Source organism: Enterococcus sp. AZ163, assembly GCF_050498925.1.
Lineage (GTDB): Bacteria > Bacillota > Bacilli > Lactobacillales > Enterococcaceae > Enterococcus_A > Enterococcus_A ferrettii.
The window spans coordinates 2,241,981-2,266,051 of sequence record NZ_JBIPAO010000001.1 but is presented as its reverse complement, the minus strand read 5'-3'; the positions used below and the strand labels follow the sequence as shown (position 1 = coordinate 2,266,051).

Below are 24,071 nucleotides of genomic sequence, written 5' to 3'. Positions count from 1 at the left end.
GATCAGACTCCTTTTGATAAATGTTCATCCAGCATATCGTCTTTGATTCGCTTCAATTCCGTTCGTGGAAGCATCGACAATAGTTCCCAGCCTAAGTCCAAGGTTTCGAAAATAGTCCGGTTGGTATAAAAGCCTTGATTAACATATTCATTTTCAAAACGATCTGCAAACTTGGCATATATTTTATCCACATCAGACAAAGCAGAATCCCCTAAAACGACCGCCAGTTCTTTTGCCTGTTTTCCTTGCGCATACGCAGAGAACAGTTGGTTCATTGTTGGTGCATGGTCATTACGAGTTTTTCCTTCACCCGTACCTTTATCCTTAAGACGGGATAACGAAGGCAATACATCAATTGGTGGTTGAATCCCACTTTTATCTAAGCTGCGAGACAAAATAATTTGTCCTTCAGTGATGTATCCTGTCAAATCGGGAATTGGATGAGTGATATCTCCTTCCGGCATGGTAAGAATCGGAATTTGAGTAACAGAGCCTTTTAATCCGCGAATTCTTCCCGCACGTTCATACAAAGTAGCCAGATTTGTATACAAGTATCCTGGATAACCACGACGACCTGGAACTTCGCGACGAGCAGCAGAAATTTCACGTAAGGCTTCACAATAGTTAGTCATATCAGTCATAATAACTAACACATGCATGCCTTTTTCATAAGCCAAATATTCTGCAGCCGTTAAAGCCATTCGCGGAGTTGCAATTCGTTCAATTGCAGGATCATTAGCCAAATTCATGAAAACAACTGAGCGATCAATCGCTCCAGTTTGTCGGAAATCTTCCATAAAAAACTCAGCTTCTTCAAAAGTAATACCGATTCCTGCAAAGACAACTGCAAAGTCATCGTCGGAGTTTAGTACGTTAGCTTGACGAGCAATTTGGGCTGCCAATTCTTTATGAGGCAAACCAGAGCCAGAGAACACTGGTAATTTTTGTCCCCGGACTAAAGTATTCAAATGATCAATTGCTGAAATTCCAGTTTGAATAAACTCATCTGGATAGTCTCTAGAAACTGGGTTGATTACTTCACCGTTAATATCAACCTTTTTCTCAGCCAAAATTTCTGGTCCATTGTCTTTAGGACGTCCTAAACCATCAAACACTCGACCAATCATATCTTCAGAAACACCAAGCTCTAATGGATGCCCCAAAAAACGTGCTGTAGAATCTCTTAAATTGATTCCGCTAGTACCTTCAAAGATTTGTACCAATGCTTTATCTTCGTTAACTTCCAAAACTTGACCACGACGAATTTCACCGTTGCTCATGCGAACTTCCAATAGTTCTTCGTACTTAATACCTTGTACTTTATCCACTGCCATCAAAGGACCGACCACTTCACTGATCGTACGATACTCCTTAATCATTGGTCATTCCTCCTTCAGCAATGATTGATTGAATTTCAACTGTAATATCTTGATTAATTTGATCCAAAATCTCTAATTCAGCTTCTGCAATGTACTTGCTTCGCGCAATTCTATCTCGTAGAGTAACTGTTCCGTCAATAATTTCTTTCAGGTAAGCTCCAAGCTCCAAAGCTCGCTGTCCTTCTTTATTGAAGGTCAAGATATTATTCAGCATTTTGAATTGCTTTTCTCTTGAAGTGAAGGTATCCACATCATCAAAAGCATTTTGCTGCAAATAGTCTTCACGAATTTGTTTGGCAACCTCAAGAGTTAAACGATCTTTTTCCGATAAGGAATCAATCCCGACTAAACGTACAATCTCGCTTAACTGTGATTCTTCTTGTAAAATGCGCATGCCATCAGATACCATTGCTGACCAGTCACCTTGCATTGCATTATCCAAATATTTTCCTACCTCAGAAGAATACAATGAATAGCTGGCAATCCAATCGACTGATGGAAAATGGCGTTGCTGCGCCAAGGTGGCACTAAGACCCCAGTACACTTTAACCACACGTAAAGTATTTTGCGTTACTGGTTCAGAAGTATCCCCACCGGATGGTGATACCGCACTAATAGCTGTAATTGATCCTTCACGACTTCCTGCACCTAAAGTTAGCACCCGGCCTGCTCGTTCATAATACTCAGCTAATCGACTACCTAAATAGGCTGGATAACCTTCATCCCCTGGCATTTCCTCCAAACGTCCGCTCATTTCCCGTAAAGCTTCTGCCCAACGTGAAGTAGAATCAGCCATAATCGCAATGTTGTAGCCCATATCACGGAAGTACTCCGCAATCGTAATCCCTGTATAAATAGAAGCCTCACGAGCTGCTACTGGCATATTAGAAGTGTTTGCAATCAGAATAGTCCGTTCCATCAAGGATTCTCCCGTTTTGGGGTCAATCAGTTCTGGGAATTCATTCAAAACATCTGTCATTTCGTTGCCGCGTTCACCACATCCTACATACACAACAAGATCAACGTCGGCCCATTTAGCGATTTGATGCTGCACAACTGTCTTGCCAGCTCCAAAAGGTCCCGGCACAGCTGCTGCTCCCCCTTTTACTACTGGGAAAAAGGTATCAATAACCCGTTGACCAGTAATCATCGGGGCTTCTGGATTTAATTTTTCTTTTACTGGACGACCACGACGAACTGGCCATTTTTGCAGCATAGTAAACTCTTTGTCACCTTCACCTGTTTCTAAAACATAAAGCGTTTCATCAATTGTAAATTCACCTGAAGCGACTTTTTTAACTTTTCCGCTGACACCAACAGGGACCATAATTTTATGATTGATCAATTTAGTTTCTTGAACAGTCCCAATAATGTCACCAGCTGCAACTTCTTTACCGACCTCAACGACTGCCTCAAACCACCATTTTTTTTCATGATTCAATGGTGGAAGCTGTACGCCACGAGCTAAAAAATTGCTGTTAGTTATCTCTTTGAAAGTATCCAATGGTCGTTGAATACCATCAAACATTTGCGAAACAATCCCTGGTGCTAACTCAACGGATAAAGCTTCTCCAGTCGTTTTTACTGGTTCACCAGGTCCAATCCCGGCTGTTTCTTCGTATACCTGAATCGAAGCAACATCACCGCGCATCTCAATAATTTCACCGATAACCCCCAAATCACCGACATAACAAATATCTTGAATGGCAGCTTCAGCCATGTTTTCGGCCATAACTAGGGGTCCGGAAACTTTGATAATTTTTCCTTCTTGCAAATTGATTGCTCCTTTATAAAATATTCTGTCCAACTGCTCGTTCTACCTGATCTTGAATCATTTGCTTGCCAATACCCAACGTCCCTTGATGATTAGGAATAAGGACAATTGCCGGAATGAGCGCTTCTTCGTATCGCTTAATTGTATCTGGAACAAGCTGTGCGTATTGCTCGGTAATGTAGATAACGCCGTACTTTTCACGAGCCATTTCTTCAATGATTCGACGAATTTCGTTCGCCTGCTTCGTTACTCGAACATCGAAATTAAAGAGTTTAAAAGGAAGGACAGAATCCTTATCTCCGATCGCACCAATTTTATGCGTCATAAGTCTCTCTCATCCTCTCTCTTAGGTGTTCTTCAGAAATCCCAACGCGCTTTCCTACTATAACCAAACGTAAATTTTTGATCTCAACTTCTTTAGCATTCAACAAAGCTAATAGCGGTAATGGACCAAAGGCCTGCACCTGTGCCAGATCGAAGCGTCGGGTTAAATAATTATCGCGAATTTTCTCTAATTGAGCCAAGTCAATTGTTCCATCTTGAACCAAAGGCGCAATAACTTCCGTATAGTCTGTCGTAAGTAGAAACTCTGTAAAACGCCCCATAGATTCTTCGATTACATCCAGCAAATCCTCTTTAGGAATGCTTCCTTGGCTTGAAAGAACCGTAGACATAAAGCCTTTACTGCGCTTTTGCTTAATTCCACGACCCATCATAACAATATTAGTAAAATCAATAAAGCTGATGATTTCATTCAACAAATCCGTCGAATTCAATTCTTCTCCTAGCGAACGCATGCACCGTAGATAATCCCGATCAAAAATAATATCAATCCCCTGCAGGCTGTTAGATTCAGTAAAATGCTCTTTAACTTCTTGCACACTTGCTAAAATAGCTGCCGGCATTTCACTGGCTGTACCAGTCTTTACAGCACTTTTGATCTGATCTAATGAATAAAAGCCATCATAAATATATAAATCATCAAAATTTTCATCTAATAGCTCGGCTTTAGTCATCGCCTTCAGATTATGGAAGGTAAAACGCATCGTATACGCCCAAACAATTTTTGGTTCAGGTGCAATAACTACTAATTCTTCAATCAGTTTATGTTGCTCATTAGCCAAACCTGCCTCAAAGTTATCTTCGAAATTATCATTGATGTATTCAGCATAAACTGTTGTTTTCAACAATTCGCCTACTTCTTGAATATTTTTAGCTTGAATCATACGTTCCATTAACTCAGTAGGAATCAATTCCATCTCTTTTAAACGAATCAGCGGATTTAACTCATGATAACTATATGGTTTCATCTAAATCCCCCTATGCGAAAAATTCCTGTGCCAGTTCATAACTCATCTCAGACTGAATATCCTGCACTAGAGTGCGGAACAAGAAGTTATATTGCACGCCATGATCATTAATGACAAATCCAGCTTGATTTTTCAGTAAATCATCACTTACAACCAGCTGAAAGGGCAAGACTTTATTCTGTTCAGCAATCCATTCCTTAGAAAAAGCAGCCTGCGATTTCTCGCCGCAGATAAATAGTACCTTTCCGTCAAGTCCGGTTAAGTTAACTAGTGCTTGCTGCCCAAATGTCTGCTGTTTTTCTACGTCCCATTGCTCCATTGATTCAATTGCATCTTCAAATAGAAGCTCCAAAAAGGTTTGCTTCTGATTCAAGATAGCCTGTTTTGTTTCGACTTGTTGACGATTCGCCTGTTGCTTATATTTTTGATTCAACGTCTTCAAACTTTTTTCCAGACGTTTCTCATGATCCATTTTTATTTCTGTTAAACTCGCTTGATACTCTTGTTCAATTCGTTGCTGTTCATTTGCTTTTAGCGTTTGTCGTTCAGCCGCAGCTTGCTCATCCAGTTGCTGAATGATTTTTTCAATTGCATCCATAGTCAACGACTCCTTATACTTGACCAACAAGTAAGAATGAAATAACGAAGCCTAAGATGGCATAGGTTTCAACCATCGCAGCAAAAATGATCCCTTTTGTTGCATGCTCAGGTTTTTTTGCTAAGATCTGAATACCAGCAGCAGCAACTTTTCCTTGGGCAATTCCTGAAAATAAACCCGTGAAAGCAATTGGTAATGAAGCGCCTAAGTAGCCTAAGCCGTCAATCATTGATAGATCACCTGACGACATATTAGTAAAGATCAAGAAAGCAATAACGAAGCCGTACAGCCCTTGGGTACCAGGCAGCAATTGCAAAATCAAGGCTTGACCAAATTTATCAGGTTGACTGGTGGTTAAAGCTGCAGCCGCTTCCCCCGTCATCCCAACACCCTTTGAAGAACCGATTCCTGAAAAGATTGTTGCTGTTGCCATTCCTAGAATTGCAAAAATAATACCGCCATTATTGTTGATTAAGTAATCGATCATCGTAAAAAATCCTCCAATTATTTTTCTTTTTGTTCAATGTTTACATACTTCTCTTCTGTTTTCAAAGGTGCAAACGGGCGTCCGCCCCCTTGATAAAACTTGCCAAAAAATTCGACATATTGCAAACGGGCTCCATGCACGTAAGCAGACAATAAGGATAAGAATATATTCAATCCATGCAGTGCAAGCATCAATAGAATACCAACTGAGAATCGAGCGATCGGTGGCATAAAGCCAACCAGCATATTAAAAGCTGCTGCGATACTTCCACCAGATATCCCTAAAGCCATCAGACGCGTATAACTAACTAAATCACCAATGTATCCGGTTATACCATAGAGATTGTAAGCACCTCTAGCTAAACCTTTTACTTTCGAAGCAGATCGCATCATAGGAACAAAAACAATCGCCAAGGCACTTAAGACAGCAATTACTACACCCGTAGTCATCAAGCCTTGATTTCCTAGTAGCATTTGACCACCAGCAGCCATGATAATTCCAATAAAAATACCCTGCCAAGCAAATCCATCTGAAATCGCGCTGAGGTAATCCTTGGCTTTAATATTCTCAGCAGCAGCTAATCCTAAGCCAACAAAGATTTGAATCACTCCGAAGACAATTGATAAAATCAAAATTGTGATAACATCCTCGCCAGTGGACAAAATCGGCTTATAAGGCAATGCAAAGCCGAAATATGAATTATAAACTAAACCCCAGAGAATCGTCGGAATCGATAAGATTTGGAAGAACTGCATAAAGCGGGTCATTCCACGGGGCAATATTTTTGTTTTTAGCACAATCGTCGTAACCAAAAACATCAAAGCGCCATATCCAGCATCTGCTACCATCATGCCAAAGAAAACGAAGTAAAAAGGAACAAACCATGGGGTCGGATCTATCTCGTGATACGTCGGCAAACTATACATTTCTGTTAACATTTCAAAAGGCTGAACCAGTTTATTATTTTTTAACTTAATGGGAATTTCCGTCGCAATTTCGTCTACTGTTGGTTCTTCCAGCTCCAAATAAATATTTTCCTGTCCAACTAATTCAGCAATAAACTGCTGAAAATTCTTACTAGAATCCTCAGACACCCAGCCTTGTAAAACAAACAACTGATGAGTTTGAATGTAAGAATCCTGTACCATTAGCCGATTTTTTCGAGCCAACAACGTTTCCTCTGCCCATTCCAGCTGCTCAATATTTAATCGTTTTTGACCAATTCGCTTAGCCATTTTCTTTTGATCGTCATATAGGTTGTGCAATTCTTTAGAAATAGCTTGCAGGCGGACCTTAGGTAATTCCTTATAAGGATATTGATAACGAACAATCCCATAACTATGGATTCGTTCACTGATAAGCGAGTGGTCCGCATTCAAGTAGATCAAGCTGAAACAAATTTCCGATTCTCCACGATACAGCTCTTCTAAATAAATTGCCTCCTGCTGCTGCATCGATGCTTTGAAATCCTCCCAAACAACTTCATCAATCGCTCCCAGCAAAACATTCGTCAAGCTGGATTTGTAGTCACTTGGAATGACATCTAAATACTGCCAACGAGAGAGTTTACTTTCCTCATCCGTCAGCTCACGAATTTTTTCTAAGTTCCGGTTAAAACGATCCTCTAAAATTCGGATCTCACGTAGCTCTCTATCCAACTCTGCTTCATCGAACTTCTCTTCCAATTGCTGTAAAGTCAAAATTTTTCGTTTTAAATGGAATCCTTTATCCTTACTGCTGCCATGATGATCAATAAAACGGATGGCGTTGGTCAGTTCTTCAATCCTAAAATTAATTGCTTGAACCTTATCTTGATGACTCTCGGGTTGGTAATCGCCGAAAAAAGCTTCAACCCATTGATTATTTTCCGTTGCTTGAAAAACATCACGGACTTCTACTTCTTGAAATCCTTGAACAGCCTTCAAAATTTCATCGCTTCGACTGGCCTCGGCAATCAAGGTCAGTTTTTTCATTTTACTGACTGCCATACTGTGCAATCACCCTCTCGATAATTTTTTGCATGGCGTTTTTTTTCAAGCGCTCATAGTTTGCCTGCATTTGCTCTTTTGCTGCTGCAGCATCCTTTTTCAAGGCTGCATTCTCTTGCTCCAACTGTACACGTAAAAAGTCTTCACGTTCAGTAATGATTTTGGCAGATTCACTTTGAAGCTCTTTTTTCTTTTCTTGAACAATCTGGCCTTTTTCGCTTTCTTTACGCTGCAGCCTTTCTTGCAAGTCTTGCTTCAATTGTTCGTTCTTCGTTTCAGCTTCTTTAATTCGCTGCAAAGCCTCTAACATTCAAGCTCCTCCTTTAATTCAAAACAAAAAATGGGCGCAAACATCCAAAGCGTTCTTCTCACCCCTTGAAGAACAGATCCTTGAAGCTTGCGCCCAACCATTTTAAAAAAATATACAATTTTAAGTATACCAGAAATTCAGATTGAGTAAAAGTCAGTTCCAAAAAGAAAGTCGATTTCTTGCTTTACACTTAGGGTTATGTTAAGAATTAATTATTACAAAAAAGGAGTTGCATATATGATCAAACCGATCGTTGGTATTGCTGCCAATAAACATTATTTAAGTAATCAAGATTTTTTTAATCAACCATTTACATATAGTCCACAGGGCTTTGTTGACGGGATTCATCAGGCAGGCGGTTTACCTCTTCTATTGCCAATTGGAAGTCCAGAATTCGCCGCTGACTATGTTGAAAAAATTGATAAGCTGTTACTTCCAGGCGGACAGGATGTAAGTCCTTGTTTATATGAGCAAGAACCTCGTCCAAAGTTAGGTGTCACCAGTATTGAACGGGATAGCTTTGAAACCGCCTTAATTAAAGAAGCCATTAAACAAGGCAAACCTATTTTTGCAATTTGTCGCGGTTTTCAATTAGTGAACGTTGCTTTAGGTGGTACGTTGTATCAGGATCTTTCAGAATACACTGACTGGCAGGTGAAGCATGATATGTATCCAACTCCTCCTGCCTTTGCTTTACACTCCATCACAGTCAAAGGAGATTCTTTTCTGGCAACGCTCTTTGGTGAAAAGGCTCAAGTAAATTCCTACCATCATCAAGCAATTGATCGTTTAGCTGAAAGCCTAGTTCCAATTGCTTGGTCGGAGGATCAAATTATTGAAGCAGTGGAAAGTCGCGAAGCAAACACTAAAATTTTAGGTGTTCAATGGCATCCGGAACTAACACATACCACTGATCCAAAAGAGCAAGGTTTGTTTGATTACTTTGTTCAATCTTTTGAATAAACAGAGGCCGCCAGCTGATTAACCAGCTGGCGTCTTCCTTTTTAAGACCGAGAAAAAGATACAACTTTTGTCCCATTCTATTTCCTCTTCACTATGGGAAAATCTTTTTATAACTATTGTTATGAGATAAAAGGAGGAAATGGATTGAAGGTTATTGAAGCAGTAAATGTAAAAAAAACATATGGTTCGGGAGAATCAGCGTTCCATGCTTTAAAAGGGGTTAGTTTTAGTGTAGAGAAAGGTGAGTCGGTCGCGATTGTCGGAAAAAGTGGGTCTGGAAAATCTACCTTAATGCATATTTTAGCATTATTGGATCATCCAACTTCGGGAGATATTTTCTTAGTTAATCAAGATCCTAACAAAATGAAAAAGTCTGCTCTTAATACAATGCGGAATCAAACCTATGGATTTGTCTTTCAGCAATTCTTTATGAATCCCAAGGACACAGTGCTAGCGAATGTATTGCTCCCTTTAAAAATTGCTGGTATAAATACTCGGCAACGAAAGCAAATGGCAATGGATGCTTTGAAAGCTGTTGATTTGGCGGATAAATGTAATAATAAGGCGAATGATCTGTCTGGTGGACAAAAGCAGCGCGTTTGTATTGCTCGTGCTTTGGTTAACCAGCCTGAAATCATCTTTGCAGATGAACCTACTGGGAATTTAGATTCGACGACAGGGGAAAAGATTGAGGAATTACTATTCAATTTAAACCGAGACAAAAATATCACCTTGATTATTGTCACCCATGATTCGGAACTAGCAACAAGGTGCGATCGCCAAATTCATATTAAAGATGGCCTAATCGTCGGGGAGGCCTCTTAACATGAAATTATTTGATATTATCCAATCAGCAAGCTCAAACTTATGGCGCAATAAAGGGCGAACGATTCTTACAATCGTCGCCATTTTCATTGGTGCCTTTACCATTTCCCTCACTAGTGGTGTAAATGCCGGAGTTAATGACTACATTGATAAACAAATTGATGGTGTTGGTGGTGAAGATCAGCTGATGATATCACCTAGTCCTCAATCGATGGGAATGTCCAATAATGAACCACAGGAATACGATCCAGAGGGAACTAGCAATAGTGATGGCGATTATATGACCGATAAAGATATGGAAATAATTCGTGGCATGTCGAACATTAGTAAAGTCGAACCCTTTCATTTTCTAGCAACTGATTACGTGGAAGGCCCCAACGGTAATAAATTGATTTTTTCAGCTGCCAGCCAATCAGACATTCATATTGATTTAGAGGCTGGTCGACAGGTCAGTGGGAATGCCAACGATTATGAAATTAATTTGGCCCCTGAATTTGTTAAAGCTTTAGGCTTTTCTTCAGCTAAGGATGCTTTGAACAAAAAAGTGACACTTGCTGTTAGCAGTCAAGCAACTGGAAAACAGCAATTGATTGAAGCAACGATTGTCGGTGTACGAAACGTTAGCTTGGTCCAACAAGGACAATCCATCACTAGTAAAGCTTTATCTGACAAGATTGTTGCGACTAACGAAGACGGTTTACCAGATTCAATGAAAAATAACTACACCATGTCTTTTGCAACCATGAAGAAAAACCTGTCTGAAAAACAAATAACAGCTCTAAAAGATCAGCTAGAGGATAAAGGGTATGGATCAATGACTGTTGAAGATGAGATTGGAATGATCCGTCAAGTTGTTAATGCTATTACTGGTGTTCTCACTATGTTCGGTGCAATCGCCTTGCTGGCAGCAAGCTTTGGAATTATTAACACCTTGTATATGTCTGTCCAAGATCGAACCCGAGAAATCGGCTTGATGAAAGCCATGGGAATGAGCGGCTTCAAAGTATTTTTAACCTTTAGTATTGAAGCTTTGCTAATTGGTTTTTGGGGTGGCCTATTAGGCATCGGTGGCGCTGTAACCGCAGGACATTTCCTAAATGAGTTGGCTGTCAGTACTTTTCTAGATGGCTTAACTGGCTTTACTTTGATTCAATTTTCCGTACCAAGTATGGTAATTATTATTTTAGTGATTATGCTGATTGCCTTTCTGGCTGGGACTTTCCCAGCAAATAGAGCAGCACGCTTAGATCCAATCAATGCTTTGCGTTATGAATAAAAAGAATAGGCTGTCAGCAAAATTGCTGACAGCCTTAATTGCGATTTAAAAATCAAAATTGTCTGGATCTCCACCGAGACGTTCATCAATGTTCATTTCATCAATTTGTTTCATTTCTTCATCAGTTAGTTCGAAATCAAAAACATTGAAGTTTTGTTGAATGCGATCTTCATGAACCGATTTTGGAATAACAACAATATCATTTTGCAAATGCCAGCGGATAATTACTTGTGCCGCTGATTTGTCGTGTTTTTTACCAATTGATACAAGGGTTTCATTTTCTAAAATTTTTCCTTGTCCTAGTGGTGACCATGCTTCAATCGCAATACCCTCTTGTGCTAAGTATTTCCGAAGAGGAACTTGTGTTAAGGTTGGATGCAATTCAATCTGGTCAACCATTGGTTTGATCTTGGCAGTTTTCATTAATTCCTCAATATGGTGTTGATGGAAATTAGAAACACCGATAGCTTTTGCCCGGCCACTCTCATAAATTTCTTCCATCGCCCGCCAAGAATCGCTGAACTTGCCTTCAACTGGCCAGTGGATCAAATACAAATCAACATAGTCTAAGCCCAAGCGTTCTAAGCTGTCATTGAAAGCTTGGTGAGCCGATTCATAGCCTTGATCGCTGTTCCAAAGCTTAGTAGTAATGAATAAGTCTTTGCGGTCAACACCAGATTCTTTAATTCCTTTACCAACGCCTACTTCATTTTTATAAATAGCGGCTGTATCGATCAAATGGTACCCAGCTTCAATTGCCCATTTTACAGCATCAGTTGCTACATTATCTTCTACACGCCACACACCTAAACCTAAACGAGGCATTTCAGTACCGTTAGCAAGTTGCTTCATTTTATCCATGTTCATTCCTCCTCTTTCTCTTCTCATTCTGGAACTGTTTAGCTCATAGGTCAACTATTTTGTTTATTATTTTCGACGTTCATTACGCATAATTGACAGGGATTGCTTCAAGGCGCTGAAGGTCCCACCTTCACTGTAGACCAAGACATTCGATTTATACAATTGGGCTGAGAATAATGTTAATACAACGGTAGTCACTAACAAAATTCCTAGCGACACTATAGCTCCAGAAAATTGAACAGTATTCGTTGCTAATCTTAATGGCATGCAATAAGAAGAAATGAATGGAATATAGGAAGCAATTTTAATAATTATATTATTTGGACTTGCAGCTCCCAAAACCAATCCAAGTATATAGCCAATCATAGACAAGTACATAACTGGCTGAATTGCTTTTGCTGTATCTTCAGCTTTATTCACTAATGATCCGCATAGTGCGGACAATACAGCATAAATAAATATGCCCACAAGCATAAAACCGACAATCACAAGAATATTTTTACCTAATAAACTTTTGATAGATACATTACTCAAGAAAGACTCGACCATGGGAGTATTTTTAAATTGCTGATACGCTACAACTAATGCTATCCCGTATATAGCTAATTGAGTAAACGCAACAAGTAAAATACCTAACAGCTTTCCGTAATAATGCGTCTTGGCTTTCATACTCGAAAGCAACACTTCCATGATACGAGTTCCCTTTTCAGAAGCAATTTCCTGCGAAATAATCGATGAGTAGGTCATAATAAAGACAAACATGATAATTGTTGTCAGGAAGCTCAAAATCATTTGAACACCTGCATCCCCTTCATCATTCTTCATCTGACCGTTCTCAAAGCTAACTTTAGCAGCTTTAAACTTAGCGGGTTCTACCACTTTTTGTACCTGTTCAGTTGTTAGAGAAAGATTCGAAGCTCGTACACCTGATTGGATTTGATTCAAGACTTGTTGAATTCCCAGTTCAGTAGAGGACCCTAGTGACGAAGTACTATACAATTTTCCAGAAACATTTCCATCATTTAAATCCAGCTGTAAATAGGCATCAATTTTCTCGTCTTCCAATTGTTTTTGTGCTTCTTTTTCGTTATCAATTGAAGAAAATGTATACTCCCCAGAATCACCTTGTTCAAATTGCTGAGCCACTGCTGGTTGATTGGCTACCACGCCAATCTTATTGATATCTGTCATATCGCCAAAGAAATATTGGGCCAAAAAGAAAATGCCCATCACAAGAAAAGGTGCCAAAATCATAATAACAAAGGCGGCTGACTTCACATTTTTCTTATACACGTCTTTGACGATAATTCCTAATTTACTCATTTGGTTCACCTGCTTTCCATTTGAAAATCTCTTCCAGAGTAGGTGGTTGCTGATTAAACATCGGGATATAACCATCTTTAGTTGCCAATGTAAATATTTTTTCGCCAACTGTCGGATTAGCCAAAGTTAAGTCGAAGCTACCATCTTCGCGTTGATGAATATCTCTGATTCCATCAAAGCTACTTAGCTGTTCTTCTGTTAATGGTGAGGACAGATAGAGCTTCGTCCGTCCGAACGAAGCGCGGATGTCACTAACTTTACCATTTAGCACCGTTCTCCCGTCCCGCAACATAATTAGATGGTCACATATTTTCTCAACATTATCCATGTTGTGACTAGAAAAAATGACACAAGAACCTTTTTTCTTTAATTCTAGAATACCATTTTTCAACAACTCAGCATTAACTGGATCGAGTCCACTAAATGGTTCATCTAAGATAACCAGCTTTGGCTCATGAATTAAGGTAGCAATCAACTGAACCTTTTGCTGATTTCCTTTCGACAACGATTTTACTTTATCGGACTTTTTCCCTTTTACTTGAAATTTTTCCATCCATTCGTCGATTTTTGGTGCGATTTCTTTCCGGCTTTTACCACGTAGTGAGGCAAAGAATAATAACTGTTCTTCGATTGTGACTTTGGGATACAGTCCCCGTTCTTCAGGTAAATACCCAATAATATCGTAATCTTTTTCTTTAATTGGCTGTCCATTCCATAGCACGGTCCCGGTATCATTTGTTAAGAAATCCAAAATCAGACGGAAAGTTGTCGTTTTTCCTGCTCCATTTTGACCAATTAGCCCCAAAATTTTCCCATCTTCAATCGTGAAAGATAAGTCCTCAAGAGCTTTATAGTTTCCAAAGCTCTTACTTAAATTACTTACGGTTAACATTTCTTCACTCCTCTAATTTTCTTTTAATTAACTTTTTTTTCGATAATACAGATAGGCAATTAAATACGCTGCAAAGAAAAGAAACAGCAAACTAACTGCTATCTGCGTCATAAGCGGATGTACAAAGCTTCCAACGACACTCAGAATGATAATACTCACGATTAAAGTATAGGTTCCTAATCGATATGCTTGGTTGATAATCTCTTGATTTCGTTCATCCATGACTACAATCCGCTGTTTACGCAAAAGCTTTGGATCGTTCATCGTTCGTCGATTTTTCATAATATACAAAACGAGAATCAACGTCAGTGAACTAAACATACCAGTCAAAAAATCAACCGTATGGCCACTTACTTTGATCTCCAGCCAATTGGTACCGACATATAAAAATAGTGTACACAGAATAACAAAAACAATAGCTGCTAGATACCAAAAATTTTTTTGGCGTAAACGATTCATGTATTGCTTATCTGCTTTGGATAAAGTTTCCATCTATTTATTCTCCTTATCTACTGATTCAAATACCGCTTCATAATAAATTGGTTTCTAACGATATAGACTACTAAAACCAACGTTAGTGAACTAAACAGGCCAGAAAAGAAATCTATGAAGTTACGATTAATTGTTAATCCTAACCAATTAGTTGCGCTATAGTAAAACATCGTACAAAAAAATATGAAAAAAATTACTTGTAAACAACGATGATTTTTACTTTGCAAATGGCTCGCATTTTGTTGGTTTACTTTTGGTACCTTACTCATTCTTCATCCTCCTCATCAAAAATGAAAATTTCTTCGATCGTTGACTCGAAAAATTGCGCGATTTTATGAGCTAAGAGCAAGGAAGCATTATACCGTCCACTTTCCAAGGAAATAATCGTTTGGCGAGTTACCTCGAGATGATCAGCTAGTTCACTTTGGGTCATTTTATGTGCTTTACGCAATTGCTGAATTCGATTTTGCAAATGATCCCCTCCAATGTATAGTTCCCTTTACATTCATTAACAAAAATATAGCACGCTTTACATGTCGTGTAAAGCGTGCTATACATTTTTTTCTTCATGTAATTGTTGATAAACATTTTCAGCTACATTTTTTGGTATACCAATACCTTGCAGTTCTTCTACCGAGGCTGCTTGAATATTTTTAAGTGACTTAAATTCTTTCAACAGCAGTTTCTTTCGCTTAGGACCTAATCCTTCAATTTTATCCAGTTTAGAAGCAAAACTATTTTTGCTGCGCAACTGTCGATGAAAGGTAATCGCAAAACGGTGGACTTCATCCTGAATACGCTGCAGCAGGAAAAATTCCTGAGAATTCCGTTCTAACGGAATACGTGATAAATCCGGTCCAAACAGCAGCTCGCTGGTTTTGTGCTTGTCATCTTTTGCCAATCCAGCAATCGGAATGTCCAAGCCTAACTGATTATCTAAAACGTCCCTTGCAGCATCTACTTGCCCCTTTCCACCATCAATAACGATTAAATCAGGAAACGGCAGATTTTCTTTCAGAACTCGAGAATAACGACGGTAAATAACCTCTCGCATTGAAGCATAATCATCCGGTCCCTTGACTGTTTTGATTTTATACTTGCGATATTCTTTCTTAGCTGGTTTCCCATCAATAAATACTACCATAGCAGAAACCGGATCGGTCCCCATGATATTGGAATTGTCGAAGGCTTCAATTCGAATCGGTTCGGGAATATTCATGGCATTGCCTAAGCGTTCGACAGCACCGATTGTTCGAGCTTCGTTTCGTTCAATTAAATTAAACTTCTCATTTAAGGCTACATGCGCATTCTTATCCGCTAGCTTTACCAATTTCTTTTTCTCGCCTCGTTGAGGCTGTAAAACCTTGGTTTTCAGCATTGCTTCCACACTTGACTTATCAATAGCATCAGGAATTAGAACTTCCTTAGGGATAAAGTGTTCATTTTCTTGGTAAAACTGTCCAATATAGGTCAAGAAATCCTCTTCAGCCTGATTGTAAAATGGAAACATCGAGACATCTCGTTCAATCAGTTTTCCTTGCCGTACAAAGAAAACCTGTACACACATCCAGCCCTTATCAGTAGCATAGCCAAATATATCGCGATCCACCAAATCAGCATTGGTCATCTTCTGCTTAGTCATAACGGTTTCAATCGCTTTAATTTGATCTCGGTATTCCGCGGCTTTTTCAAATTCCATATTTTCGGCGGCATCTGCCATTTTCTTTTCCAAAACTTCTTGAACTTCCATATGCCCACCATTTAAAAAACGCTTGATTTCATTTACCATGATTTTATAACGCACTTGAGGAATATCAAATACACAAGGTGCCAAGCATTGCCCCATATGATAGTATAGGCAGACTTCCTTAGGCAGAACTTTGCATTTTCTCAATGGAAACAAACGGTCCAATAAGCGTTTCGTTTCATTGGCTGCTCGAACATCCGGATAAGGTCCAAAATACAAGGCTTTGTCTTTCAAAACCTTTCGAGTAATCAATAAACGTGGGAATTTTTCATTGGTAATCTTAATAAAAGGATAGGTTTTATCATCCTTCAGCATAATATTATATTTGGGGTCGTTTTTCTTAATCAGGTTGATTTCTAATAGCAGGGCTTCAATATTGGATTCGGTAACAATATATTCGAAGTCTTCAATCTCACTTACCAGTCGTTCGGTTTTGGTGTCGTGACTTCCTGTAAAATAAGAACGTACACGGTTTTTTAAAACCTTCGCTTTGCCGACGTAGATGATTGTCCCATTTTTGTCCTTCATTAGGTAACAGCCTGGTTGATCAGGAAGCAAGGCCAACTTATTTTTTATTCGTTCATTCATTCTAAGTTTCCCTTCCAAATAGTTTCAAAACAGACAAAAAGCTGGACAATAATGCCCAGCTCCGTTGCTTACATATGAGCGCTAATTAATTCTTGTAATTGATCTTTCGTATGAACACCGATTACTTTATCTACCACTTGACCGTCTTTTTTCAACACAAGTGTTGGGATGCTCATGATACCAAATGATGCTGGTGTTTCTGGATTTTCGTCAACATCCATTTTTACAATTTTTAATTGGTCTTCATCATATTCTTCGCTTAATTGTTCTAAAATTGGTGCTTGCATCCGACAAGGACCACACCAAGTTGCCCAAAAGTCAATCAGGACCAGGCCGTTGTCAGTTTCTTCATTAAATGTTGTATCAGTTACTACTTGTGACATGATATCCCTCCTCAAATTTGTATTCACATTATAGCATGCAATTTGCCCCTATGCTATTGTTCTGCTTACAGTTGTAAACATTACTTAAAAGTTACCACCGTTGCGCCATCTCCGCCTTCGCTGGCCGGCGCAAATTCAAAGCTTTTGACATTGCGGTGATTTTTTAAGTAATCTGTAATTCCTTTTCGTAATGCGCCAGTACCTTTACCATGGATAATTCGAACTTGTGCATAATTTGCTAATAAAGCAGCGTCAATATATTGATCCACTTCCGCCAGAGCAGCTTCATATCGCATGCCTCGTACATCCAATTCGGTTTTCACCCGTGAGCCTGCTCCTCGTTGAACCCCTGTTATAACTCTTTGCTGTGGTTCCTCAATCGGTGTTGTTAATGTCATATCATCTTCAGAAATTGTCATCTTCAAAATACCGATCTGTACCTGCCAATCATTGTTGCCCATTCTCTTTAACAAAGTTCCTCGTTGGCCATAGGCTTCGACTAATACTTCGTCGCCTTCTTTAAATTGCTTCTTGGCCTTCGCCTTTTGCAAAACTTTATTTTTCTTCAACTGTTCATCTTGTTTCAGATCCTCCAGCTGAGTTCGAGCATCAATCAACTGATGTTCTTTTACATTTCCCTGACCAGACAGCTGCAGTTGCCGAATATCCTTGATAATCTTCTCAGCATCTTCTTGAGCTTGTTGAACCAATTCATTGGCCTGTTTCCGAGCCTTTTCCATTTCCTTTTCACGTTCATCAAAGAAATAGCTGTAGGCATTCTTCAAGTCGCGGTACAAGATTTCAGACTCCTCTACATAATGGCGAACTTCATGATACTCCGTTTCTGTCATTTTACGCTGATTTTCTAGATCAGCGATCATGTCGTTCAAGTCTTGACTTTCATCATCAATAATCTGTTTAGCACTTTCGATAATTCCTGCATCCAGACCTAAACGACGAGAAATCTCAAAAGCATTACTACGGCCTGGAACACCAATCAGTAAACGATAGGTTGGACTTAAAGTATCTACATCGAATTCCATGCTGGCATTGATCGTATTAGGACGGTTATAGCCGTAAATTTTCAATTCAGGATAATGGGTCGTTGCCATTACATAAGACGACTTAGCACCGACTGCATCCAATATCGCTATTGCCAAAGCAGCACCTTCTTGAGGGTCGGTGCCAGCTCCCAACTCATCGAACAGAACCAAACTGCGTTCATTAATCTTCTCCAAGATCGAAACAATTGTTGTCATATGAGAAGAGAAAGTAGATAAGCTTTGTTCAATCGACTGCTCATCACCAATGTCCGCAAAGACCTCTTCGAAGATCCCCATCCGGCTTTCTTCGCCAACTGGCAATGGTAACCCAGCTTGCCCCATTAGCTGCAAAAGTCCTAACGTTTTCAAGGTGACTGTCTTACCACCCGTATTGGGACCTGTAATAACGATTGCCTGATAGTTTTTACCGATCGTGATGTCATTCGCCACTGCCGTATTTGGATCCAATAATGGATGTCTTGCTTGTTTAAAGAATACATGGTTTTCTTCACTAAGCTCTGGAACGACTGCCTTGAGCTCCTTGGCCAAGCGGGCCTTAGCATTCATCAAATCAAAACGACCTAAAACATAGGCGTTATGAATGATTTCACGACGATAAGGAACTAGTTCAGCAGAGAGTTCAGATAAAATCCGTTCAATCTCTGTACGTTCAGAAATTTGCTGCTGACGCAGACGGTTATTCAATTCTACCACTTGCTTGGGTTCAATGAATAATGTTTGACCTGAAGCGCTTTGGTCATGAACTACTCCGCCGAAGGTTCCACGGTATTCTTGTTTTACCGGAATAACATAGCGGTCATTACGCATTGTAATAATTGCGTCGCTTAGATATTTAGCATTCTTACCACGAACCAAGCCATCCAACTGTTCTCGGATGTTTTGTTCACTGCGACGGATTTGACTGCGAATCGTCCGTAATTCAGGTGATGCTTCGTCTCTAATCCGCCCATCTTCTTCAACTGAACGTCGGAGACGACCACTTAATTCCGGCAAGGTCACTAATTGATCCGCCCAGAAATATAAACGAGCGAAATCCAATTCACTATCTTGTAAATCTTCAATAAAACGCGTCATTTCACTAGTTGTTGATAGTATTCGTGCTACCTCGGCCAATTCCAAGCCATTAAGATTTGCACCAATTTCAATTCGTTTCATATGAGGACTGATGTTCATCAGTTTAGGGACCGGCAGGCCACCCCGCAGACGCAGTACCTTCATTCCATCCTCTGATTCTTCCAACCAGGCACGAATGGTATGACTATCACTAGAAGGCACTAACTGATTTAATTCATCAGTTCCTTGTGCGGTTGCCAAGTACTGAGCAACCTTCATTTTTACATCATCAAATCCTAAGGTTGTTAGAATTCGTTCATTCATTGCATTCACCTTCTACAATAAGAAATAAACCGAAACCCTAAAGTTCCGGTTTTTAAATTTGTCCAATAATTCTCGTTACCCACAAATTATCAAAGGCACCACTTAAAAATAGCGAATAATCAATGATAAAACGTGCAAGAAAACTTCCCGAAATAGCATTTTGGACCAATGCCATCGGTACGAAGCTTGCCAGCTTCAGCAGAAGAAAGACAGCAACATAGGCTAGCACTAACGAAACCACTCCAGCAACTATTCCATCATATTGCGGCATCAACACTTGATACAACAAGTTTCGGCAAAAGATCGAGAACAAATGTGTAATCAGCCAGCCGATAAACAGGATCATCACAAAGGCAAAGCCGGCATAAAAGGCTTGATCTAGATTAAATCCCTGTTCGATAGAATAGTAAACCATATTGGACTCGCTGGTAACCGAAGGATAGGGAACGAATAATTCCAGTTTCTCTCCCACTCCCTTGTAGAATACCAAAGCCGCGATAAATGAAAGCACGTATCCTACTGTGAAAAATAGTTGATACGCTGTTCCTCTACGGTAACCGGTATAAAAAGAAAGAATAAAAACAATTAAGATAAATAGCGTTAGCATGGTTTTCCTCACTTATTAGCAGCACGTTTTTGAATTTCACGCTTGCGATTTTCGTTTACAACTTGTTGCGCTTCTACATGATTGCGGATTTGCGCATTATTCTGTCCATTTTTTTGCATAATTGACTTTGCTTCTGCTTCAATCGCTTCGATCTTTTTTATTTTATTTTCAAGCTCCACTGACCGAGCAGCCCGGCGCTTCAAATCAGCCTGATGCTTCTTTAGCTGCAGCAGTTCCTCTTGCTTCTTGACTTGATCGGATACCGCATTGATTGCTAATAAGATCGCAGCCTTCTCCGCTGTAATCTCCGGTGACAAGTTTTTTATTTCATTCAACTGTTCATTTACCAATGCTAAAACCATGTCCATGTGTTGCTTGGATTCCTGACCAATGATAGTATATGTCTGTCCAGCTACGGTTGCTTTGTATCTATTTTGAGCCATGCGGATTTTCCCTCCTCGCAATATTGTCGAAAAAACACTAGTTTATTATATGCTATAAGAGGGCGTTTTTACAACTTTCATCAAAGAAAAGTCTGCGAAATTAAAGAAAAGAGAAAACTTTATGCGCTTAAATGTATTGAAATTATCGAGAAGTAAGTTGTTAGAGCTCGAAGAATACTACTGCAATGATCTGACTAAAAAAAACATCCCTTATACTGAATTCACGGCTAAAAAAAACGGAATTAGCATTACCGCTTATACTTCTGGTACAGTAACCTTTCAGGGAAATAACGCTAATGTTGAGGCTAGTAAATGGGGAACTATTGAAAGCTCAACTCGAAAAGCAGCAGGTTCTTCAACTGCCACACTACCTGATGGTTTTGCTCAATTATCAGTTATTGGTAGTGATGAAGTGGGGAATGGCAGCTATTTCGGTCCTTTATGTGTCTGTGCTGCCTCCGCAGATAGAGAAAAATTACCTGAGTTAAGGCATCTCGGTGTAAAAGACTCCAAGATGCTGACTGATTTGCAAATCCGTGAAATGGCCGTAAAAATAAAGGATTTGATTCCTTATAAATTATTGGTTCTAATGCCTAAAAAATACAACGAGATCCAACCTAAATACAACGCGGTTCGGATGAAGGTCGCTCTGCACAATCAAGCAATCGCCTTGTTATTAGAGCAAATATTTCCTCAAAAACCGGATGCTATTCTAATTGATCAATTTACTCCACCAGCGAACTATAAAAAGCACGTAAAAGGCGAGAAACGCCAAATAGACGAGCAAATCTACTTTATAACTAAGGGTGAACACTATCATTTGGCTGTAGCAGCTGCCTCCATTATTAGTCGAGCTAGGTTCCTAGAAGGACTGGATGAAGCATCTGAAGAGGTAGGAATCGTGATTCCCTCAGGTGCGGGGAAACCCTCTGATCAGGCCGCAGCTATTTTACTTAAACGAGGTGGCAGCGAATTGTTGACAAACTATGCGAAACTGCATTTTGCCAATACAGAAAAAGCGCAAAATTTATTAAAATAATAGAAGAAAAAAGAGCATCAAAGACACTAAATAGTCTTTTGATACTCTTTTATACTGTCTTACATGTAATAGTTTCTTCTTAATTTCGTTTGAGTAATATCAGAGATTGTTTGAGCTCCTGCTAATTGCATAACCATTTCCAGTTCTCTTTGGAAAAATTCAAAAACTTGCTGAACGCCAGTTGCACCACCTAAAGCGAGACCATATATTGCTGGTCGTCCAATTGCCACCAGATCTGCGCCAGAGGCGATGGCTTTAAAGACATGCTGACCACGGCGGACCCCACTGTCGAAAATAATCGGTACACGTTTGTTCACCGCTTTTGACACATACTGCAAGGAATCAAAAGTTGCAGGGCCGCCATCTAACTGTCGACCACCATGATTGGATACCCATATACCATTAGCACCCGCATCTAATGCCCGCTCAACATCCTCTTCTGACTGGATTCCTTTTACAAAGACTGGCAGCGAAGAATTTTTCGCAATAAAGGTCACGTCTTTTGGACTAAGCTTTTGCTTAGATGAACCATAAACAGCATCCATCGTTTGACCGACACCTGATTGGTATGCTCGTACGATTGGCATTGGCAACGGGAAAGTAAAGCCATTTCGTTTATCCGTTTCTCGGTTACCACCAACTGTTGCATCAGCAGTTAAGATAATCGCTTTTGCTCCACTTTCCTTAGCTTTAGATAATATGTCGATATTGACGCCATCATCCTTGCTCATATACAGTTGGAACCACTGACAGGCTTCGGGACCGGCAGCTTGCCGAATTTGTTCAATCGTGCGAGAGGCGTACGAACTGATTGAGAAAATTGAGCCATAATCAGCTACCCCTTTTGCAGTTGCTTCTTCTCCTTGCATGTTAGCCAAACCATGGGCAGCGATTGGTGCCATAATGATGGGCGCCCGCAGCTTTTCATCCATAAAGGTAACTTCCGTTGTTGGCAACTCTATATCCTTCAACACATGAGGGATTATCAACTGATGTTCAAAAGCCCTCTCATTTTCACGATAAGTAAAAATATCACCTGCACCACTACTTATGTAGCCATATCCACCTTTGGGAATTACTTCTTTTGCCTGTTCTTCTAAATCATGAGTGTTGATAAAGTCGATTGGCCCCTCAGCATTACTTGTCTGATAATTTATTGTCATTTTAATCATCCTTTCACTATAACGCTTACAAAGCCATCCTACTCTTTCTTGTAATCCTAAACAACTAATCTGTTTCAGTAATTATTGACAAAAAGTAATCGAAATCATCTATAAAACTGCTTAAGTTTAAGAAAGTATTAAACCAGAAAAAATACAATTCTCGCATAATCTTATTTATTTCACAATTCAATTCATTTTTCTCATTAATCAGGTGGAGCTAAAACAACTCTTTTAGCACTTTCGTAGTATTCGCAAAAAAATAAAATGAGAACGAACAACTTTTACTCTTAGAAATAACAGAGTATTTCATAATCTGATTAATTATCTATCCTCTTTATTGAGCATATCATCAATGGTGTAATGAAAAAACGACGAGGAGATGGATGAAGTATGTTGAAGAAAGCATTAATTGGAGGATTCACAGTAGCTACATTAACCTTAATATTAGGTGCGTGTGGTTCAGGAAGCACCGATAATAGTCAGAGCAGTTCAAGTATGAGTAGCTCGAGCATGTCTAGTTCAAGCATGAGCAGTTCAGAAACAAGTGATTCAACAAGCGGGTCAATGAACAGTGGCAATGAGAGTATGGGCATGTCCAGCGTAGGACAAATCGTCGGCAGTTATGATAGCTCTGATGGTAAAGTAATGGGTGCTACTAAGCCTGGCGAAAAAGTAAAATTTGAAGTTCCTGCTAAAGATGGCGATGAATACCTTCACCTAGCATTTATGCATGCTGCTTCTGGTGATAAAGGTTGGTATTTTGCACCTGAATCTGAAGATGGTATTGCTCTTTCTAAATCAATGTTTGATGGGAACAGCTCTGTAGATATCACTGATAAAATGGGCTTGTTCGCTGCTCCAAATGAAACAACTTCTGAAGCAGTAACTGCTGATGATGGTGATTTGAAATATGCAGACACTAGCGAATTTATGAAAGCAACTGTTACTATGGAAAATGATATGTATGTAGTAACTATCGAAAATATGTCTTCTGGTGACCATGAAACTCCATTCTCATCAGGTGTATGGGAAATTACCGATACTAAAGGTAAAGGCTTTGATCACACCGCTTCTAAAGAACTTTCTGCTTTAGCAACTATGGGTCACAGAGAAGACCTTTACAAGATGGTAGAAAAAGAAGCAAAATAAATTTTAATTAATGTCGCTATTTTTGCTTTAACT

At 39.5% G+C, this 24,071-nt stretch carries 25 protein-coding genes and 1 other annotated feature; of the genes, 5 read left to right on the top strand and 20 right to left on the bottom strand.

Annotated features, from left to right (window positions below; translation table 11 throughout):
- Window positions 1-2 precede the first annotated feature (2 nt).
- The 8 genes from IGI46_RS10730 to IGI46_RS10695 are packed head-to-tail and all read right to left on the bottom strand — an operon-like array spanning window position 3 to window position 7,846.
- A complete protein-coding gene (locus tag IGI46_RS10730; protein WP_010755955.1) occupies window positions 3-1,379 on the bottom strand; it encodes a V-type ATP synthase subunit B in 1,377 nt (458 codons plus the stop codon).
- On the bottom strand, window positions 1,372-3,153 hold the full coding sequence (locus IGI46_RS10725; RefSeq protein ID WP_429963167.1) for a V-type ATP synthase subunit A: 1,782 nt from the start codon (window positions 3,151-3,153) through the stop codon (window positions 1,372-1,374). The genes IGI46_RS10730 and IGI46_RS10725 overlap by 8 nt, the downstream gene beginning before the upstream one ends.
- A 13-nt stretch (window positions 3,154-3,166) precedes the next feature.
- A complete protein-coding gene (locus tag IGI46_RS10720) occupies window positions 3,167-3,478 on the bottom strand; it encodes a V-type ATP synthase subunit F (protein WP_207703432.1) in 312 nt (103 codons plus the stop codon).
- Window positions 3,468-4,463, bottom strand: a complete 996-nt coding sequence (locus tag IGI46_RS10715; RefSeq protein ID WP_429973422.1) for a V-type ATPase subunit — start codon at window positions 4,461-4,463, stop codon at window positions 3,468-3,470. The genes IGI46_RS10720 and IGI46_RS10715 overlap by 11 nt, the downstream gene beginning before the upstream one ends.
- Window positions 4,464-4,473: 10 nt before the next feature.
- Window positions 4,474-5,061, bottom strand: coding sequence for a hypothetical protein (locus tag IGI46_RS10710; RefSeq protein WP_429973421.1), 588 nt, complete (start codon window positions 5,059-5,061; stop codon window positions 4,474-4,476).
- A 13-nt stretch (window positions 5,062-5,074) separates the two neighbouring features.
- Window positions 5,075-5,548, bottom strand: a complete 474-nt coding sequence (locus IGI46_RS10705; protein WP_429963164.1) for a V-type ATP synthase subunit K — start codon at window positions 5,546-5,548, stop codon at window positions 5,075-5,077.
- 17 nt (window positions 5,549-5,565) lie between these two features.
- Entirely contained in the window at window positions 5,566-7,536 is a 1,971-nt protein-coding gene (locus tag IGI46_RS10700; protein ID WP_429973420.1) for a V-type ATP synthase subunit I, read from the bottom strand.
- Window positions 7,523-7,846 (bottom strand): hypothetical protein, encoded by a 324-nt coding sequence (locus IGI46_RS10695; protein ID WP_429963162.1) that lies wholly within the window; start codon window positions 7,844-7,846, stop codon window positions 7,523-7,525. Before IGI46_RS10695 ends, IGI46_RS10700 begins: the two co-directional genes overlap by 14 nt.
- Before the next feature lie 52 nt (window positions 7,847-7,898).
- Window positions 7,899-7,945: a sequence feature (sodium ion sensor (DUF1646 type); this cis-regulatory element may regulate processes involved in with the transportation of sodium ions), on the bottom strand.
- A 138-nt stretch (window positions 7,946-8,083) separates the two neighbouring features.
- Between IGI46_RS10695 and IGI46_RS10690 the strand changes: the two genes are divergently transcribed.
- The 3 genes from IGI46_RS10690 (at window position 8,084) to IGI46_RS10680 (ending at window position 10,910) form a co-directional block, all read left to right on the top strand.
- The gene (locus tag IGI46_RS10690) at window positions 8,084-8,809 is read left to right on the top strand and encodes a gamma-glutamyl-gamma-aminobutyrate hydrolase family protein (RefSeq protein ID WP_429963161.1); all 726 of its coding nucleotides are present in this window, start codon (window positions 8,084-8,086) and stop codon (window positions 8,807-8,809) included.
- A gap of 144 nt (window positions 8,810-8,953) precedes the next feature.
- Entirely contained in the window at window positions 8,954-9,634 is a 681-nt protein-coding gene (locus IGI46_RS10685; protein WP_429963160.1) for an ABC transporter ATP-binding protein, read from the top strand.
- Window position 9,635: 1 nt separating this feature from the next.
- A complete protein-coding gene (locus tag IGI46_RS10680) occupies window positions 9,636-10,910 on the top strand; it encodes an ABC transporter permease (RefSeq protein ID WP_429963159.1) in 1,275 nt (424 codons plus the stop codon).
- A gap of 45 nt (window positions 10,911-10,955) precedes the next feature.
- On the opposite strand, the gene IGI46_RS10675 is transcribed toward IGI46_RS10680, so the two are convergent.
- The 11 genes from IGI46_RS10675 to zapA all read right to left on the bottom strand — a co-directional run bounded on the left by IGI46_RS10675 (window position 10,956) and on the right by zapA (window position 20,687).
- Window positions 10,956-11,777, bottom strand: coding sequence for an aldo/keto reductase (locus IGI46_RS10675; protein WP_429963158.1), 822 nt, complete (start codon window positions 11,775-11,777; stop codon window positions 10,956-10,958).
- Between the two features lie 60 nt (window positions 11,778-11,837).
- Window positions 11,838-13,094 (bottom strand): ABC transporter permease, encoded by a 1,257-nt coding sequence (locus tag IGI46_RS10670; protein WP_429963157.1) that lies wholly within the window; start codon window positions 13,092-13,094, stop codon window positions 11,838-11,840.
- Window positions 13,087-13,986 (bottom strand): ABC transporter ATP-binding protein, encoded by a 900-nt coding sequence (locus tag IGI46_RS10665; protein ID WP_429963156.1) that lies wholly within the window; start codon window positions 13,984-13,986, stop codon window positions 13,087-13,089. The genes IGI46_RS10670 and IGI46_RS10665 overlap by 8 nt, the downstream gene beginning before the upstream one ends.
- Window positions 13,987-14,013: 27 nt before the next feature.
- Window positions 14,014-14,478 (bottom strand): DUF6442 family protein, encoded by a 465-nt coding sequence (locus IGI46_RS10660; protein WP_429963155.1) that lies wholly within the window; start codon window positions 14,476-14,478, stop codon window positions 14,014-14,016.
- A gap of 17 nt (window positions 14,479-14,495) precedes the next feature.
- Window positions 14,496-14,747, bottom strand: a complete 252-nt coding sequence (locus tag IGI46_RS10655; RefSeq protein WP_429963154.1) for a hypothetical protein — start codon at window positions 14,745-14,747, stop codon at window positions 14,496-14,498.
- Window positions 14,744-14,950 carry a helix-turn-helix transcriptional regulator gene (locus IGI46_RS10650; RefSeq protein ID WP_429963153.1) on the bottom strand — a complete coding sequence of 69 codons (207 nt, stop codon included), beginning with the start codon at window positions 14,948-14,950 and terminating at the stop codon, window positions 14,744-14,746. The genes IGI46_RS10655 and IGI46_RS10650 overlap by 4 nt, the downstream gene beginning before the upstream one ends.
- Window positions 14,951-15,028: 78 nt before the next feature.
- Window positions 15,029-16,813 carry an excinuclease ABC subunit UvrC gene (gene uvrC, locus IGI46_RS10645; RefSeq protein WP_429963152.1) on the bottom strand — a complete coding sequence of 595 codons (1,785 nt, stop codon included), beginning with the start codon at window positions 16,811-16,813 and terminating at the stop codon, window positions 15,029-15,031.
- A 68-nt stretch (window positions 16,814-16,881) separates the two neighbouring features.
- Window positions 16,882-17,196, bottom strand: a complete 315-nt coding sequence (trxA, locus tag IGI46_RS10640; RefSeq protein ID WP_207703416.1) for a thioredoxin — start codon at window positions 17,194-17,196, stop codon at window positions 16,882-16,884.
- A gap of 80 nt (window positions 17,197-17,276) precedes the next feature.
- A complete protein-coding gene (locus IGI46_RS10635) occupies window positions 17,277-19,637 on the bottom strand; it encodes an endonuclease MutS2 (protein WP_429973419.1) in 2,361 nt (786 codons plus the stop codon).
- 52 nt (window positions 19,638-19,689) lie between these two features.
- Window positions 19,690-20,244: a CvpA family protein gene (locus tag IGI46_RS10630; RefSeq protein ID WP_207703414.1), complete on the bottom strand. Its 555-nt coding sequence runs from the start codon at window positions 20,242-20,244 to the stop codon at window positions 19,690-19,692.
- Between the two features lie 8 nt (window positions 20,245-20,252).
- Window positions 20,253-20,687 carry a cell division protein ZapA gene (gene zapA / locus IGI46_RS10625; RefSeq protein WP_010755934.1) on the bottom strand — a complete coding sequence of 145 codons (435 nt, stop codon included), beginning with the start codon at window positions 20,685-20,687 and terminating at the stop codon, window positions 20,253-20,255.
- Between the two features lie 121 nt (window positions 20,688-20,808).
- Between zapA and rnhC the strand changes: the two genes are divergently transcribed.
- Window positions 20,809-21,726, top strand: coding sequence for a ribonuclease HIII (rnhC, locus tag IGI46_RS10620; RefSeq protein ID WP_429963150.1), 918 nt, complete (start codon window positions 20,809-20,811; stop codon window positions 21,724-21,726).
- A 59-nt stretch (window positions 21,727-21,785) separates the two neighbouring features.
- On the opposite strand, the gene IGI46_RS10615 is transcribed toward rnhC, so the two are convergent.
- Entirely contained in the window at window positions 21,786-22,889 is a 1,104-nt protein-coding gene (locus IGI46_RS10615; protein WP_207703413.1) for an alpha-hydroxy-acid oxidizing protein, read from the bottom strand.
- Window positions 22,890-23,279: 390 nt separating this feature from the next.
- Here IGI46_RS10615 and IGI46_RS10610 point away from each other — a divergent pair, with 390 nt between their 5' ends.
- On the top strand, window positions 23,280-24,038 hold the full coding sequence (locus IGI46_RS10610) for a hypothetical protein (protein ID WP_207703412.1): 759 nt from the start codon (window positions 23,280-23,282) through the stop codon (window positions 24,036-24,038).
- Window positions 24,039-24,071: the final 33 nt, after the last annotated feature.

Excerpts from the sequence above, each read along its gene's own strand:
- IGI46_RS10705 (WP_429963164.1), bottom strand. The coding sequence starts at position 5,548 with ATGATCGATTACTTAATCAACAATAATGGCGGTATTATTTTTGCAATT.
- IGI46_RS10730 (WP_010755955.1), bottom strand. The coding sequence starts at position 1,379 with ATGATTAAGGAGTATCGTACGATCAGTGAAGTGGTCGGTCCTTTGATG.
- IGI46_RS10630 (WP_207703414.1), bottom strand. The coding sequence starts at position 20,244 with ATGCTAACGCTATTTATCTTAATTGTTTTTATTCTTTCTTTTTATACC.
- uvrC (WP_429963152.1), bottom strand. The coding sequence starts at position 16,813 with ATGAATGAACGAATAAAAAATAAGTTGGCCTTGCTTCCTGATCAACCA.
- IGI46_RS10665 (WP_429963156.1), bottom strand. The coding sequence starts at position 13,986 with ATGTTAACCGTAAGTAATTTAAGTAAGAGCTTTGGAAACTATAAAGCT.
- IGI46_RS10655 (WP_429963154.1), bottom strand. The coding sequence starts at position 14,747 with ATGAGTAAGGTACCAAAAGTAAACCAACAAAATGCGAGCCATTTGCAA.
- IGI46_RS10670 (WP_429963157.1), bottom strand. The coding sequence starts at position 13,094 with ATGAGTAAATTAGGAATTATCGTCAAAGACGTGTATAAGAAAAATGTG.
- IGI46_RS10610 (WP_207703412.1), top strand. The coding sequence starts at position 23,280 with ATGTTGAAGAAAGCATTAATTGGAGGATTCACAGTAGCTACATTAACC.
- IGI46_RS10635 (WP_429973419.1), bottom strand. The coding sequence starts at position 19,637 with ATGAATGAACGAATTCTAACAACCTTAGGATTTGATGATGTAAAAATG.
- IGI46_RS10695 (WP_429963162.1), bottom strand. The coding sequence starts at position 7,846 with ATGTTAGAGGCTTTGCAGCGAATTAAAGAAGCTGAAACGAAGAACGAA.
- IGI46_RS10680 (WP_429963159.1), top strand. The coding sequence starts at position 9,636 with ATGAAATTATTTGATATTATCCAATCAGCAAGCTCAAACTTATGGCGC.
- IGI46_RS10690 (WP_429963161.1), top strand. The coding sequence starts at position 8,084 with ATGATCAAACCGATCGTTGGTATTGCTGCCAATAAACATTATTTAAGT.
- IGI46_RS10710 (WP_429973421.1), bottom strand. The coding sequence starts at position 5,061 with ATGGATGCAATTGAAAAAATCATTCAGCAACTGGATGAGCAAGCTGCG.
- IGI46_RS10675 (WP_429963158.1), bottom strand. The coding sequence starts at position 11,777 with ATGAACATGGATAAAATGAAGCAACTTGCTAACGGTACTGAAATGCCT.
- IGI46_RS10700 (WP_429973420.1), bottom strand. The coding sequence starts at position 7,536 with ATGGCAGTCAGTAAAATGAAAAAACTGACCTTGATTGCCGAGGCCAGT.
- IGI46_RS10660 (WP_429963155.1), bottom strand. The coding sequence starts at position 14,478 with ATGGAAACTTTATCCAAAGCAGATAAGCAATACATGAATCGTTTACGC.
- IGI46_RS10715 (WP_429973422.1), bottom strand. The coding sequence starts at position 4,463 with ATGAAACCATATAGTTATCATGAGTTAAATCCGCTGATTCGTTTAAAA.
- zapA (WP_010755934.1), bottom strand. The coding sequence starts at position 20,687 with ATGGCTCAAAATAGATACAAAGCAACCGTAGCTGGACAGACATATACT.
- trxA (WP_207703416.1), bottom strand. The coding sequence starts at position 17,196 with ATGTCACAAGTAGTAACTGATACAACATTTAATGAAGAAACTGACAAC.
- rnhC (WP_429963150.1), top strand. The coding sequence starts at position 20,809 with ATGCGCTTAAATGTATTGAAATTATCGAGAAGTAAGTTGTTAGAGCTC.
- IGI46_RS10615 (WP_207703413.1), bottom strand. The coding sequence starts at position 22,889 with ATGACAATAAATTATCAGACAAGTAATGCTGAGGGGCCAATCGACTTT.
- IGI46_RS10720 (WP_207703432.1), bottom strand. The coding sequence starts at position 3,478 with ATGACGCATAAAATTGGTGCGATCGGAGATAAGGATTCTGTCCTTCCT.